Below are 14,560 nucleotides of genomic sequence, written 5' to 3' on the forward strand. Positions count from 1 at the left end.
TTTTCACGGCAGCGCGCATTTGGCTGATCAAGGATAGATGATCTGGACCTGCAAAGATGGGATCGTCCGTGCGGTTCCGGACACAGGCAGCGCTATGCTGGACCGAACGTCCGACGGGCGCGCTCCACGCCGACGTCGATGACATGCAGCATCGCTTGCCGCGTCGCTTCCTCGTCGCGTGACGCGATCGCGTCGACGATCTTCAGATGGTTGGCAGCGCACTCGGCGATCTTGTCGAGATCGGAGGCCGGCGAGCTCAACTTGAACGAGATCGCCAAGGCCGCCTCGATGAGGCTCGACACCGAGCGCATGAACGGGTTCTTCGACACGTCGGCGATGGCGAGGTGAAACTCGAGGTCGACCGTGGCGATGCTGACCCGGTCATGACCTGGGTCCCCAAGCCGCCGGGCGATCTCGTAGAGTTTTTCGATGTCCTCCGGCGTCGCACGGCGGGCCGCCATCGCCGCGGCCGCCGGCTCGAAGGCCGCGCGCATCTCGGCAAGGTCCCGCACCAGTTCCTCGTCCAGCCCCACCTCGAAACGCCAGATCAAAACGTCGGAATCAAAGAGATTCCAGCGGTTGCGCTCCAGTACGCGCGTGCCGACGCGGGCTTTCGAGAGGATCAGGTTCTTGGCCGCCAGCGTCTTCATCGCCTCGCGCAGCACGGTGCGGGAAAAGCCGAAACGGGCGCAGAGCTCCTCGTCGCCCGGCAGGATCGAACCGACCTCGAACACGCCGGAAACGATGTTGCGGCCGAGCTCCCCGACGACATGCGCATGGCTGTTGCCGGGCCGTCCGCCGGTGATCGCCGTGTGCAGGAGGCCGCTCTCGCTCATCTTGCAGCGCCTCCCGGCAAGGCCGCAGCCTTCGGCAGGGGGCCGGACTGCAAGGCCTCGGCGCGCGCCGGCACCGGCTGGCGGGCGGAAGCCCAGAGCATGGCGCGCTGCAGCGCGATGAAGACGAAGAGGAGGATGCCGATGACGATCTTCGTCCACCAGCTCGACAGCGTGCCGTCGAAGACGATGTAGGTCTGGATCAACCCCTGGATCAAGACGCCGAGCAGCGTGCCGGCGACGAAGCCCGAGCCGCCGGTCAGCAAGGTCCCGCCGATCACCACGGCGGCGATGGCGTCGAGCTCGACGCCGACGGCGGCGAGCGAGTAGCCGGCCGAGGTGTAGAGCGAGAAGACGATGCCCGAGAGGCCGGCGAGGAAGCCGGACAGCGCGTAGATGCCGATCGTCGTGCGGGCGATCGGCACGCCCATCAGCTGCGCAGACTGCCAATTGCCGCCGAGCGCGTAGACATTGGTGCCGAAGCGGGTGCGCTGGGCGATGAGCGCTCCGACGGCGAAGACCACCAGCATGGTGATGCCGACGAAGGTCAGCCGGCCGCCGCCGGGCAAGCGGATGTAGAGCTGCTGCAGCGTCTCGTAGAAGGGGTGCAGCACCGGCACCGAGTCGGTCGACAGCACGAACGCCATGCCGCGGGCGAAGAACATGCCGGCGAGCGTGACGATGAAGGCCGGCATCTGGAGGTAGTGGATGATCGCCCCCATCAGCGCGCCGAAAGCGGTGGCGATCATCAGTGCCAGGGCGAACGCCAGCAAAGGGTGGATCGAGGTGTCGCGCAGCACGACGGCGAGGAAGACGCCGGTAAAGGCGATGACCGAGCCGATCGAGAGATCGATGCCGCCCGACAGGATGACGAAGGTCATGCCGACCGCGGCGATACCGAGGAAGGCGTTGTCGGTGAGGAGGTTGCCGACCACCCGCGTCGACAGGATGTTCGGGAACTGCAGCGCGCAGGCGGCATAGGCAAGAACGAAGATCAGCGCCGTCGTCGCCAGCGGCAGGTAGCGGGACTTCATCACGACGGCACCTGCTTCGTCTCGGCCGTCGCGCGGCGCTCGACCTTGAAATAACCGAAGAGCACGCGGCTCGCCGGTGACTGGATCACCAGAATGACGACGATGATCGCGGCCTTGATGATCAGGTTGAACTCCGGCGGGAAGCCCGACAAGAGGATGCCGGTATTGACCGACTGGATGATCAGCGCACCGAGCAGCGAGGCGATGATCGAGAACCGCCCGCCGAACAGCGAGGTGCCGCCGATCACCACCGCCAGGATCGCGTCGAGCTCCAGCCAGAGCCCGGCATTGTTGGCGTCGGCGCCGCGGATGTCGGCGGTCGCGATAATGCCGGCAACCGCGGCGCAGAGGCCGGACGCGGCGTAGACAGCGAAAAGCAGCAGGCCGGCACTGACGCCGGCAAGGCTCGACGCCCGGCGGTTGACGCCGACCGCCTCGATGAGCAGCCCGAGCGCGGTCTTGCGCACCAGCAGCGTCGCGAGCAGTGCCAGCGCCAACGAGATCAGCACCGGCAGCGGGAAGCCGAGGAAGGCGCCGGAACCGAGATAGATGAAGCTCGGCTCGTTGAAGGTGAGGATCACCCCCTCGGTGACGAGCTGTGCGATGCCGCGCCCCGCGACCATCAGGATCAGCGTCGCGATGATCGGCTGGATGTCGAGAAGCGCTACGAGCGCCGCATTCCAGAGGCCGCAGACGAGGCCGATGCCGAGGGCGGCGGCGACCGTGACGGGCAGCGGATAGCCCGCCGCGACGAGCGAGGCGGCGACCGCGCCAGCGATCGCCATGACGGCGCCGACGGAGAGGTCGATGCCGCGGGTGGCGATCACCAGCGTCATGCCGATCGACAGGATGGCCACCGGCGCGCCGCGGTTGAGCACGTCGATCACGCTGCCGTAGAGCCGGCCGTTCTGCACGACGACGTCGAAGAAGCCGGGGAACAGGAAGCCGTTGAGGGCGAGCACGACGGCGAGGACGACAAGCTGCGGGGCGAGGCGTTTCAGGGCGCTCATGCCGCGAGCTCCTTTGCGGACGGCGCCGCGATGGCGTGCATGATGCGGCCGGGCGTCACCGCAGCGCCGGTGAGCTCGGCGACGTGGACGCGGTCGGCCAGCACCACGATGCGGCGGGAATAGACGACGAGCTCTTCCAGCTCCGAGGAGATGACGAGCAGCGACATGCCCTCGGCACAGAGGCTGTTGATCAGCCGGATGATCTCGGCATGGGCACCGACGTCGATGCCGCGGGTCGGCTCGTCGAGGATCAGGAAGCGCGGCTCGGTGGCGAGCCAGCGGGCGAGGATCACCTTCTGCTGGTTGCCGCCGGACAGGAATTTGATCGGCTGTTCGGGGCCGGAAGTGCGAATGTCGAGCGCCTTGATATAGCGGTCGGCCAGTTCCCCTTGCTCGCGGCGCGAGAGCGGCTTTGCCCAGCCGCGCCGGGCCTGCAGCGCGAGGATGAGGTTCTCGCGCACCGAGAGCTCGGCGATGATGCCGTCGGTCTTGCGCTCCTCCGGGCAGAAACCGAAGCCGTGGCCGATCGCTTCGCGCGGCGAGGTCAGCGAGATGGTCTGGCCGTCGATCTCGGCCGTTCCGCTGTCGGCGCGGTCGATGCCGAAGAGAAGGCGCGCCGTCTCGGTGCGGCCGGAGCCGAGGAGACCGGCAACGCCGACCACCTCACCGCGGGCGATCTCGAGGTCGAACGGCTGGATGCTGGTGCGGCGGCCGTAGTTCCGGAAGCGGATGGCGGGCGTGCCGGCGGTCTCGCCGGAAGCGGGCGTCGTCGCGTCGTGCTCCTCGGTCAGCGCCCGGCCGAGCATCAGCTGGACGATGGCGAGCCGGTCGAGACCGGCGACGGGCTTGGTCGCGATCAGCCTTCCGTTCCGCAGCACGGTGACGGTGTCGGCGATCTCGAACACCTGGTCGAGGAAATGCGTGATGAAGACGACGGCAAGGCCCCGGGCGCGCAACCCGCGGACGACATCGAACAGCACCTTTACCTCGGCGGCATCGAGGCTCGCCGTCGGCTCGTCGAGCACCAGCACCTTGCCGGACAGCTCGACAGCGCGGGCGATGGCGATGATCTGCTGCACGGCGACGGAATAGCGCCCGAGCGGCGCGCCGACATCGATGTCTAGGCCGTATTGGGCAAGGATTTCCCGCGACCGTCGGCGCATCTCGCCATGGCGGGTCAGGCCGAAGCGTGTCGGCTCGCGGCCAAGGAAGAGGTTTTCGGCGACGGTGAGGTTCGGCAGGAGGTTGACCTCCTGGTAGACGGTGCCGATGCCGAGATCCTGCGCGTCGGAGACGCTGCGCGGATCGATCGGCACGCCGTCGAGGAAGACGTCGCCCGCATCGCGGCGGTAGGCGCCGGTGACGATCTTGATCAGCGTCGACTTGCCCGCGCCGTTCTCGCCGAGCAGTGCATGCACCTCGCCGGCGCGGATGACGAGATCGATGCCGGAGAGGGCGGGAATGCCGAGAAAGGCTTTCGAGACGCCAGCGATGCGCAGAAGGGGGATGTCTGTCATGGGCACCTTGCAGAGATGGGACGCGCGTCGGCGGACAGGCGGCGGGCGGCCCCCCTCTGTCCTGCCGGACATCTTCCCCTCAAGGGGGGAGATCGGCTGTGTCGACGCCAGCGATGATCGATCTCCCCCCTTGAGGGGGAGATCGGCGGCAGCCCAGAGGGGGGTGTGCGGCACGACGTATCAAGGCGCCGGCCGCACGCAGGAACGCTCCTAGTAGCCGAGGCCCTTCTTGGACTCGTACACCGCCTTCGGATCATCCGCCGGGGTGTAGAGCTTCGACTCCGTCTGGATCCACTTCGCCGGCTTGGTGCCGTCGGCCTTGAACTTCTCGATCGCGTCGAACGCCGGGCCCGCCATGTTCGGGGTCAGCTCGACGGTGGCGTTCGCCTCGCCGTCGACCATCGCCTGGAAGATGTCGGGCACGGCGTCGATCGAGACCACCTTGATGTCGGTGCCCGGCTTCAGGCCGGCTTCCTTGATCGCCTGGATGCCGCCGACGGCCATGTCGTCATTGTGGGCGTAGAGGGCGCAGATGTCCTTGCCGCCATTGGAGGACTTGATGAAGCTCTCCATCACTTCCTTGCCCTTGGTGCGGGTGAAGTCGCCGGTCTGGCTCTTGACGATCTTGATGTTCGAGGCGGCCGCGATGCCTTCCTCGAAACCCTTCTTGCGGTTGATGGCCGGCGACGAACCGGTCGTGCCCTGCAACTCGACGACGTTGCACGGCTTGTCGCCGATGTCCTTGACCAGCCAGTCGCCGGCGACCTTGCCCTCGTGCACCTGGTCGGAGGTGACGGCGGTGAGGTAGAGCGAGTCCGGCGCGTCGATCTGGCGATCGAGCAGCACGACCGGGATCTCGGCCTCCTGCGCTTCCTTCAGGACGGCGTCCCAGCCGGTGGCGACGACGGGCGCGATCAGGATGGCGTCGACGCCCTGCGCGATGAAGCCTCGGACGGCCTTGATCTGGTTTTCCTGCTTCTGCTGCGCGTCGGCGAACTTCAGCGTGATGCCGCGCTTTTCGGCTTCCTGCTTGGTGACCGAGGTCTCGGCGGCGCGCCAGCCGGACTCCGAGCCGATCTGCGAAAAGCCGACCGTCAGGCCGGCGGCCATCGCGGTCGAGGCCATCAGCGTCGCGGCCGTCAAGGTTGCGGCCGCGAGCGTACCCGCCCGGAGTTTCCAGGTGTTCATGCGTGTTCCTCCCAAAACTGTTCTCTTTCGAGACCGATCCTCCAACCGGTAGCCATTGATAGTATTATATGACTTTTGACGTCCAGCGAAAAAGAGTGCGACTTTGGGTGGAGGCTATCGGTTGCCTGCACGCAGGCTTCGGCGGTTCGGGAAGGCCCCCGCGACGCGGTTTCCGGACGCCGGCATTGTTCCGTAACAAAACACCGGAATCCCGCCACAAAACGCTATCTTAAGGCCCGACTTTCGCCGCGCCCCTCGCCCAGTCTGGCTGCACCGGACGTGAAGGAGACGAGGATGAACAGGACGACATTCAGGCATGGCTTCGGCGGCGTTGCAGGGCGCGCTTCGATCACCGTCGCCGCCTCGGCGGTGCTGATGGCAGGGCTCCACTACGCCCCGCTGCGTGGCTTCTCCCCGGGCAAGATCCTGCTAGGACACGAGAGCGAGACGGCGGCGGTCCCGATGCCGCAGCCGAACATCCGCTTCGTCGCCATTCCCGCCCGTGACGCGTTCCCACCAGCGCCTGCTGCAGCAGCAACAGTGCCGGCGCCGGCCGTCGAGGGCTCGTCGGCCGCGCTTCCCGCCGAACCCGCCACCGTCATCCCGACGCCGCGGCCAGCCTTCGTTGCAGCGATGGTCCGGCCGAGAACGCCGGCAACGGCAACGCCCCCGGCAACGCTTGCCCGGACCGCGGCGCCCGTCGCCGCAATGCCGGACAGGCAGGCATCCGTTCCTGCCGACGCCACGACGCCCTTGCGGCAGCACCGTCTGCCGGCGGACGACGCGCTGATGGCTTCGGCCGGTCCCGCGCCGGAACTCCAGCGCGCCGACAACCTCGTCCCCTACCCGGCCGCATCGGAGGATCGCAGCTTCGAGCTCGCCGATCTCGTGCCGAGCGGTTCCGGCGTCCTCAACGGCGTCGTCTCGGTCGGCCGGACCGTCGGCGATGGCGCGATGTTCGCGGTGAACGGCATCACCGACAGCGCGCTGGCCATCGTCGGGCACTGACCGCCTCGGCGGAAGACGCACCGAGACGGCAAGCCGGCGGCAGACGTCTCCGCCGCCGGCTGCCGCGACGGTTTACCTGCCGTGCCAGCCGTGAAACATTCCGCCGCCGCCGTTCGCGCGAATCCGGGCAAGCGGCGGAGCGGACGCGCAGCGCGTGCCGGCATGGCAGAGGCGGGACATCATGAAGCTGGGTTTCATCGGCACGGGCGCGATCGTCGAGGCCATGGTCACCGGGCTGCTGACCGCCCCCTCCCCGGACCTTGCCATGCTGCTGTCGCCGCGCAATGCCGAGACGGCGGCGCGGCTCGCCGCCCGCTTCCCCGACCAGGTCCGCATCGCCGCCTCCAACCAGGCGGTGCTCGACGGCTGCAGCCTTGCCGTGATGGCGGTGCGCCCGCAGATCGCCGCCGACGTGCTGCCGAGCCTCCGCTTCCGGCCGGATCACCACGTTCTCAGCCTGATCGCCACCTTCTCGCTGGCGACACTCTCCGGCATGGTCGCGCCGGCAACCCTCATCACCCGCGCCGTGCCCTTGCCCTCGATGGCGCTGGGCGCAGGACCGACGGTGCTGACCCCACCGAATGCAACGGTCAAGGCGCTGTTCGAGCGCGCCGGCGTCGCGATCGAAGTACAGGACGAGCCGGCCTACGACGCGCTTACCGCCTCCTCGGCGATCATGGCGGCGCATTTCACGACGGGGCAAACGATCGTCGACTGGCTGGTCGGCCAAGGCATCCCTGCCGAGGACGGGCGCCGCTATATCGGCCAGGTGTTCTCGGGCCTCGCCAAAACAGCCGACCTCCATGCCGGCTCCAGCTTCCACGCGCTGTCGGTCGAGCACCGGACGGTCGGCGGCATCAACGAGCAGGTCGAGCGTCACCTCGCCGAGCACGGCGCCTATGCCGCGCTGACCGAAGCGCTCGACGGCGTGCTCGCGCGGCTGCGCGGGGTGAAGCCGGCGGGGTGAGGCCGGATCGATGCGATCAGCGCGGCCGGTCGACCGGAGAGGGTTTGTTCTGCGCCGCGGCATGGGTCCCCGCGCTGCGCGCGAGGATGACGAGCTTTCAGGATCTGGGCGCCAACATCAACGGTCGTCGGCGTGAGCGCTGGGGATGACGGGCCTTCAGAACCTCGGCGCCAACGTCAACGGTCGTCATCCTCGGCCGCAAGGCCGGGAACCCATGCCTCGATCGTGTCGCGTCGGGTCGGTGCAGAGGCGGCGCTCGCAGGCATCCTTCCCAGGCCCCAGCACTCTATGCCCCCCCTCAGCCGGCCATCTCCACCGTCTTCAGCCGGACCGTCTGGCGCAGGCCGCCCTCGGGCCGGTTGGCGATGTCGATCGTGCCGCCGACCTGGTCGAGGATTTCCTTGGCGATGGCAAAACCGAGGCCGGCGCCGGGAACCGTCTGGCGGCGGCCGGCATCGACGCGGAAGAACGGCTCGAACACGCGCTCCAGAAGGTTTTCCGGAATGCCGGGGCCGGAATCGTCGATCTCCAGCACCGTCGTCTCGCCATCGATGCGCAGCCGCACGCTTGCCCCGCCGCCATGGGTCGCGGCGTTGTCGATGAGGTTGCGCAGCGCCCGCTTCAGCGCCAAGGGCCGGGCCTCGACGCAGGCCGGCTCCGCCGCGACGACGCTGACGCTCCGGCCGACTTCCGTCAGTTCGCGGCCGATCTCGTCTACCAGCCGGTCGAGCCGCACGCCCTCCTCGCCGGCTTGGTCGGCGACCTCCTCGCGCACCAGGCGAATGGCGCTGTCGGCGATCCGGTCGAGTTCCTCGAGGTCCTTCAGCCAGGTCTCCTGCTCCTCCGGCGGCAGGAACTCCGCCCGCAGGCGCATGCGCGTCATCGGCGTGCGCAGGTCGTGGCCCGCCGCCGCGACGAGCCGCATGCGGCTGTCCATCGCCGATCGCAGCCGCGACGACAGCCGGTTCAGCGCCTGGGCAGTGGCCCGCACCTCGACCGGCCCCCGCTCGTCGATGCGCAGGAGGTCGCCGTCCGGCCCGACCGAGGCGATCGCGTGCTCCAGCATCTTCAGCGGACTGACGATCTTGTTGGCCGCGAGGATCGCGACGGCGATCGAGCCGATCACGACGATGGCGAGGTAGGCAAAGAGCGGCGGGATTGGCGACGGCGGCAAGGTCGGAAACGCGAGGTAGATGAAGACGCCGGCCGACAGCGGCACCACGAGATAACCCTTCTCGGCGTCGCTCGGCAGTCCGAGGACCACGCTGACTTCAAAGCCGGCACCGTCCTCGGCAAGCTGCCGGTTGACCCCCTCGGTCTGCTCCGCGGCGATACGCGCGGGGTCGGGCGGACCGCCAAGGGTCAGGCCAATCATCCGCGCCCGATCGACCGAGCCGGCGAGCAGCGTCGTCGTCACCCGCGCCTCCTCGGCGAAGGCGCGATCAAAACTTTGACGCAGCGGGCGGCCGATGATGTTGTAGGTGACGAGCGCCGCCAGCATCGCCACGGCGACGATGGCGACCATCAGCAGCAGCACCAGCCGGGCGCGGAGCGAGTTCACGCGCTGGCTTCCGGGCTGGCACCGTGGTGCGGGCCGGCCGGATCGATGCGCTCGACCCGCGCGGCGAACTGGTAGCCACCGTTGCGCACGGTCTTGAACAGCCGGAAGACGCCGTTGTCGCCGAACTTGCGCCGCAGCCGGCTCATGGTGACGTCGATAGAGCGGTCGAACGGGTCGATGGCACGGCCATGCAAGAGGTCCAGCAACACGTCGCGCGACAGGACGCGGCCGGGGCGTTCGAGGAAGATCTGCAGGAGATCGAACTCGGCCCCCGTCAGATCGACCTCGCTGCCGTCGGCGGCCGAGACGCTGCGGCGCTCCGGGTCGACACCGTAGCCCTCGAACCGGTAGCCGGCGGCCGGCGGCGCGATGGCCTCGGTGCCGCCCCCGCTTCGGCGCAGCACGGCCTTGATGCGGGCCGCGAGCTCGCGCGGGTTGAACGGCTTGCCGAGATAGTCGTCGGCGCCGAGCTCGAGGCCGACGATGCGGTCGACGTCCTCCTTCAGGGCGGTGAGGAGGATAATGGCAAGGTCCGGCCGGCGATCGCGCAGCTCGCGGCAGATGTCGAGGCCGGAACCGTCGGGCAGCATGACGTCGAGCACCACGAGGTCGATCTCGGCGTCGAGAAGCTTCTGTTCGCACTCGCGCCGGCTGCCGGCGAGCACCGTCTGGAAACCCTGTCCGTCGAGATACTTGCCGAGCAGGCGCCGAATTTCGAGATCGTCGTCGACGACCAGCACTTTGATCTTGGAGTCCATGGCAACGTCCTCGGGTTCGCCACTCTCTATCCCGCATCGCCGGCGGAGGGGCGACCGAAAACTTGTTGCGAACTGTTTCGCCCAGAGGCCTGCCGGGACGGGACGGAAGACCTTGGCCGCCGCCCTGATATCTTTCGTAACACATTGACATTGCGGGGCCATACTGCAGCCCGACAGGACCGCCTATGTCAGTCCCACGAGATCGAGCGGAGCCGGGCCCTTGCCCGCCGCAGCACGGTTCGGCGTGTCGCCTGACCCCTCAAGGCACGCCGAAAACGCCGGGACGTTCGCCACCGAGCGTCCCGGCACTCCTTTTCCGCGACCCTGGAAAGACCCTGATGTCGACACCCGCCGCGCTGCTGCTCGCATCCGCCCTGCTGCTTTCGCAAGGGCTTCCGGCTGCGGCACAGGGCAGCGCGGCCGCAGCCGCGCCGCCGGCTCCCGCCAGCCTGACGGTGACGGTCGACCCAGTGCGGCGCGAGACGGTGGCGCAGGCGATCACCGGCACCGGGCTCGTCATCGCCTGGCAGGAATCCACCATTTCCGCGACCACCAGCGGCGTCGCCCTGACCGAGATGCTGGTGCGCGAGGGCGACCGGGTCGCCGCCGGCCAGGTGATCGCGCGGCTCGACGATGCGCTGATCCAGGCGGAGATCGCCGAGCAGCAGGCCGCCATCGAGAGCGCCGAGGCCAGCTACGAGACCGCCGTTTCCTCCAACACCCGCGGCCAGCGCCTATCGAAGACGGGAGCGCTGTCGGCCGAGACGGCGGAGGAGCGCGAGACGACGGTGAAGACCGCCGCCGCCACCGTCGCCAAGGCGAAGGCCGCGCTGAACACCCTCGCCGTTCAACAGGACCGCACCGTCATCCGCGCGCCGTTCGACGGGATCGTCTCGTCGCGTCCGGCAACGCTCGGCATCACCGTGCAGACCGGCACGGAGATCGCCAAGATCCAGCGCGACGGCGCGCTCGGGGCCGCGATCGACGTGCCCGAACACTATCTGCCGAAGCTGTCGGCGGGCGATGCCGCCGAGGTCTCCGGACCATCGGGAACCGCCATTCCCGGCGAGATCGCCGCTATCGCCGAGACGGTGGACTCCACCACCCATCTCGGCCGCGTCGAGATCGCCCTGCCGGCCGGGTCGGGCCTGCGCGCCGGCATGTTCGTGCGCGCGACGATCTCGGCAGGCGGCGCCGAGGCGATGACCGTCGCCGACAGCGCGCTGACCTGGCGCGACGGCAAGACCGCGGTCTTCATCGTCACCGACGCCAACGCCGTCGCCATCCGGCCGGTCACCGCCAGCGAGCGGCGCGACGGGCGCGTCGCCGTGACCGGCGACCTCACCGAGGGCGAGCGGGTCGTCACCACCGGCGCCGGCTTCCTCAACGACGGCAACACGGTGCGCGTCGTCTCCGAGCAGGCCGCGGCCGGAGCCGCCCAATGAACGGCATCTCCGCCTGGTCGATCCGCAACCCGGTCCCGACCATCGTGATGTTCCTGGCGCTCGCCTTCGCCGGCTGCTGGGGTTTCACCCAGCTGCGCATCAACAACATGCCGGACATCGACTTCCCGATGGTGACGGTGACGGTGACGCAGACGGGTGCCGCGCCGACCGAGATCGAGACGCAGGTCACCGACATCGTCGAGAACGCGGTCAACACGCTGTCGAACGTCGAGAGCGTGACCTCGACGGTCAGCGAGGGCGCCTCGACGACCACCATCGAGTTCGCGCTGGGCAGCGACCTGACGCAGGCGACCGACGACGTGCGCAACGCCGTGACCTCGGTCGAGAGCGACCTGCCGCCGGCCGCCGACACGCCGCTGGTCGCCCGCGTCAACGCCGGCGACAATTCGGTGCTGACCTATGTCGTCGACGCCCCGTCGAAGAACCCAGACGATCTCTCCTGGTACATCGACAACGACATCTCGAAGGCGCTGCTAAAGGTCGACGGCGTCTCCAAGATCACCCGCTCGGGCGGGGTCAGCCGGGCGATCCTGGTCAAGCTCGACCCGGACCGGCTGACCGCCCTCGGGGTGACGGTCCAGGACATCTCGCAGGCGCTGGCCGCGCAGAACGCCAACCAGTCGGGCGGCCGCACCGTGGTCGGCCGGTCGGAGCAGTCGGTGCGCACGCTCGGCCGCGTCGACACCATTGCGGGCCTCGCCGATACGCCGATCGCGCTCGCCGACGGCAAGTCGATGCGGCTCGCCGACTTCGGCGAGATCGAGGACAGCTGGGAGGAGCCGCGCTCGCGCGCCCGGCTCGACGGGCGCGAGGTGGTCGCCTTCTCCGTCTATTCCGCCAAGGGCTCGAGCGAGATCGGCGTCACCCACGCCGTGCGCGCCGAAATGCAGGCGATCGATGCGGCCGATCCCGATGCGAGCTTCACCGAGGTGACCTCGTCATCGACCTTCGTCGAGGAGAGCTACGACGCGGCCATCGAGGCGCTCTGGCTCGGCGCGGTGCTGGCGATCGTCGTCGTCTTCCTGTTCCTGCGCGACCTCCGCGCGACGCTGGTCGCGGCGACCGCGCTGCCGCTGTCGCTGATCCCGACCTTCGCCGTCATGGCCTGGCTCGACCTGTCGCTCAACAACATCACGTTGCTGGCGCTGTCGCTCGTCGTCGGCATCCTCGTCGACGACGCCATCGTCGAGATCGAGAACATCGTGCGCCACATGCGCGAGAGCGGCCGCACCGCCTACCAGGCGGCGATCGAGGCCGCCGACGAGATCGGCCTTGCGGTCGTCGCGACCACCATGACCATCGTCGCGGTGTTCGTGCCGGTGGCCTTCATGCCGGGCATTCCCGGCAAGCTGTTCACGAGCTTTGCCATCACCGTCTGCGTCTCCGTGCTGTTCTCGCTGCTCGTCGCACGCACGCTCACCCCCCTCCTCGGCGCCTTCTTCGTCAAGGCGAGCGATGCAAGGCACGACGATACGCCGGCCTGGGTTTTTGGCTATCTCGCGGTGCTCCGCCAGGCGATGCGCTTCCGCTGGCTGACGGTGCTTGCCGGCATTCTCTTCTTCGCCGGCTCGATCTTCCTCGCCGTGCAGCTGCCGACCGAGTTCATGACCGCCGCCGACCGCGGCCGCTCGATCGTCTCGGTCGAGCTGCAGCCCGGCTCGACGCTTGCCGAGACCGATGCGGCGGCGATGGCGGTCTCGGCCAAGCTGAAAGCGCAGCCGGAGGTCGCCTCGGTGTTCACCGCCGTCGGCGCGACCACCGAAGGCGGCGGCGGCCCGGTTCGCCAGAGCACGGCCGCCTCGGTGACCTCGGCGACCGTCACCGCCAACCTCAAGCCGCGGGCTGAGCGCGATGTCAGCCAGCAGGACTTCGAGAAGCGCGCCGCGCGCCTGTTCGATGATATTCCAGGCGCCCGCATGCAGTTCGGCGCCGACGGGCAATCGGGCGCGAAGGTCTCGATCACCCTCGTCGGGGCGGACAGCGCGCTCCTGGAGACGACGGCCGCCGGGCTGGCGACCGAGATGCGCGGCATCGACGGGATCACAAACCCGATCTCCTCGGCCGCCGCCGCCAAGCCGGAACTGGTGATCACGCCGGACAAGCAGCGGATGGCGAGCGCCGGGGTGACGTCGAGCCAGATCGCGACGCTGGTCAACGTCGCCACCATCGGCGATGCCGACCGGTCGCTGGCGAAATACAATCTCGGCGACCGCCAGATCTACGTCATCCCGACGCTGTCGGACGCGGCGCGCGGCGATCTCGCCCGGCTGAAATCGCTGATGGTGAAGGGCACCATGGCGACCGTTCCGCTCGACGCGGTGGCGACCTTCACCTTTGGCGCCGGACCGACCAGCATCTCGCATGTCGACGGCGACCGGACGATCGCCGTCGAGGCCGAGCTCACCGGCCTGACGCTCGGCGAAGCGCGCGCGGCGGTGGCGGCGCTGCCGGTGATGCAGAACCTGCCGGCCGGCATTTCCGAACGCCCCGAGGGCGATGCCAAGCGGATGGCCGAGCTGTTTTCCGGCTTCGTCATGGCGATCGCCGTCGGCATCCTTCTGATGTTCGCGACGCTGGTGCTGCTGTTCAATTCCTTCGTCCAGCCGATCACCATCCTCACCGCCCTGCCGCTCTCCATCGGCGGCGCCTTCGGCTTCCTCTACCTCACGGGGTCGACGGTGGCGGTCTCGGTGCTGATCGGCGTGCTGCTGCTGATGGGCATCGCCGCGAAGAACTCGATACTGCTTGTCGAATACGCCATCATCGCCCGGCGCGGCGGCATGGCGCGGACGCAGGCGCTGGTCGAGGCGGCGACCAAGCGGGCCAGGCCGATCGTGATGACCTCGATCGCCATGGCCGCCGGCATGGCGCCGATCGCGCTCGGCATCGGCGCCGACGCCGAGAGCCGTGCGCCGATGGCGATCGCGGTGATCGGCGGCCTCGTGTCCTCGACGGTGCTGAGCCTCGTCTACGTGCCGGTAGTCTACACGGTGATGGACGATCTCGAGCGGCTGCTCGGCCGGCTGCTGTCGAAGCTGCTGCCGACGCCCGCGAAGGTCCAGCCGGCGGAGTAGCCGGGTCCGGCGGCCCGCGGCAGCGCCGGAAAGGCACTCCGCACGCGGCGGGACATGCCGCCGTGCGGCCTGGCGAGGGCGTCCGCAGAATGTCAGCCGAACGGTGCGCGGCGGCCTGCCAGCCGTTGCGCAACGGTGCCGGCG

At 68.8% G+C, this 14,560-nt stretch carries 11 protein-coding genes; 4 read left to right on the plus strand and 7 right to left on the minus strand.

Features of this window, described 5'->3' with window-relative positions:
- Window positions 1-92 precede the first annotated feature (92 nt).
- From ACZL02_RS13570 to ytfQ, 5 genes are all read right to left on the minus strand, one after another.
- Window positions 93-836 (minus strand): FadR/GntR family transcriptional regulator, encoded by a 744-nt coding sequence (locus ACZL02_RS13570; RefSeq protein ID WP_472936958.1) that lies wholly within the window; start codon window positions 834-836, stop codon window positions 93-95.
- Window positions 833-1,867, minus strand: coding sequence for a galactofuranose ABC transporter, permease protein YjfF (gene yjfF / locus ACZL02_RS13575; RefSeq protein ID WP_472936957.1), 1,035 nt, complete (start codon window positions 1,865-1,867; stop codon window positions 833-835). Before yjfF ends, ACZL02_RS13570 begins: the two co-directional genes overlap by 4 nt.
- Window positions 1,867-2,877: an ABC transporter permease gene (locus tag ACZL02_RS13580; RefSeq protein WP_472936956.1), complete on the minus strand. Its 1,011-nt coding sequence runs from the start codon at window positions 2,875-2,877 to the stop codon at window positions 1,867-1,869. The genes yjfF and ACZL02_RS13580 overlap by 1 nt, the downstream gene beginning before the upstream one ends.
- Window positions 2,874-4,394, minus strand: coding sequence for a sugar ABC transporter ATP-binding protein (locus tag ACZL02_RS13585; RefSeq protein WP_472936955.1), 1,521 nt, complete (start codon window positions 4,392-4,394; stop codon window positions 2,874-2,876). Before ACZL02_RS13585 ends, ACZL02_RS13580 begins: the two co-directional genes overlap by 4 nt.
- A gap of 210 nt (window positions 4,395-4,604) precedes the next feature.
- Complete coding sequence (ytfQ, locus tag ACZL02_RS13590; protein ID WP_472936954.1) at window positions 4,605-5,582, minus strand: galactofuranose ABC transporter, galactofuranose-binding protein YtfQ; 978 nt, start codon at window positions 5,580-5,582, stop codon at window positions 4,605-4,607.
- Between the two features lie 294 nt (window positions 5,583-5,876).
- Here ytfQ and ACZL02_RS13595 point away from each other — a divergent pair, with 294 nt between their 5' ends.
- Together ACZL02_RS13595 and ACZL02_RS13600 are read left to right on the plus strand one after the other, a co-directional pair.
- The gene (locus ACZL02_RS13595) at window positions 5,877-6,590 is read left to right on the plus strand and encodes a hypothetical protein (protein WP_472936953.1); all 714 of its coding nucleotides are present in this window, start codon (window positions 5,877-5,879) and stop codon (window positions 6,588-6,590) included.
- A gap of 181 nt (window positions 6,591-6,771) precedes the next feature.
- Entirely contained in the window at window positions 6,772-7,557 is a 786-nt protein-coding gene (locus ACZL02_RS13600) for a pyrroline-5-carboxylate reductase (protein ID WP_472936952.1), read from the plus strand.
- Window positions 7,558-7,855: 298 nt separating this feature from the next.
- On the opposite strand, the gene ACZL02_RS13605 is transcribed toward ACZL02_RS13600, so the two are convergent.
- Complete coding sequence (locus ACZL02_RS13605) at window positions 7,856-9,118, minus strand: ATP-binding protein (RefSeq protein WP_472936951.1); 1,263 nt, start codon at window positions 9,116-9,118, stop codon at window positions 7,856-7,858.
- On the minus strand, window positions 9,115-9,876 hold the full coding sequence (locus ACZL02_RS13610) for a response regulator transcription factor (protein WP_472936950.1): 762 nt from the start codon (window positions 9,874-9,876) through the stop codon (window positions 9,115-9,117). Before ACZL02_RS13610 ends, ACZL02_RS13605 begins: the two co-directional genes overlap by 4 nt.
- Before the next feature lie 338 nt (window positions 9,877-10,214).
- Here ACZL02_RS13610 and ACZL02_RS13615 point away from each other — a divergent pair, with 338 nt between their 5' ends.
- Both ACZL02_RS13615 and ACZL02_RS13620 read left to right on the plus strand, forming a co-directional pair.
- On the plus strand, window positions 10,215-11,321 hold the full coding sequence (locus tag ACZL02_RS13615) for an efflux RND transporter periplasmic adaptor subunit (RefSeq protein ID WP_472936949.1): 1,107 nt from the start codon (window positions 10,215-10,217) through the stop codon (window positions 11,319-11,321).
- Window positions 11,318-14,416, plus strand: coding sequence for an efflux RND transporter permease subunit (locus ACZL02_RS13620; protein ID WP_472936948.1), 3,099 nt, complete (start codon window positions 11,318-11,320; stop codon window positions 14,414-14,416). Before ACZL02_RS13615 ends, ACZL02_RS13620 begins: the two co-directional genes overlap by 4 nt.
- Window positions 14,417-14,560 lie beyond the last annotated feature (144 nt).

This window comes from Mesocryomonas fontinalis (assembly GCF_055730125.2).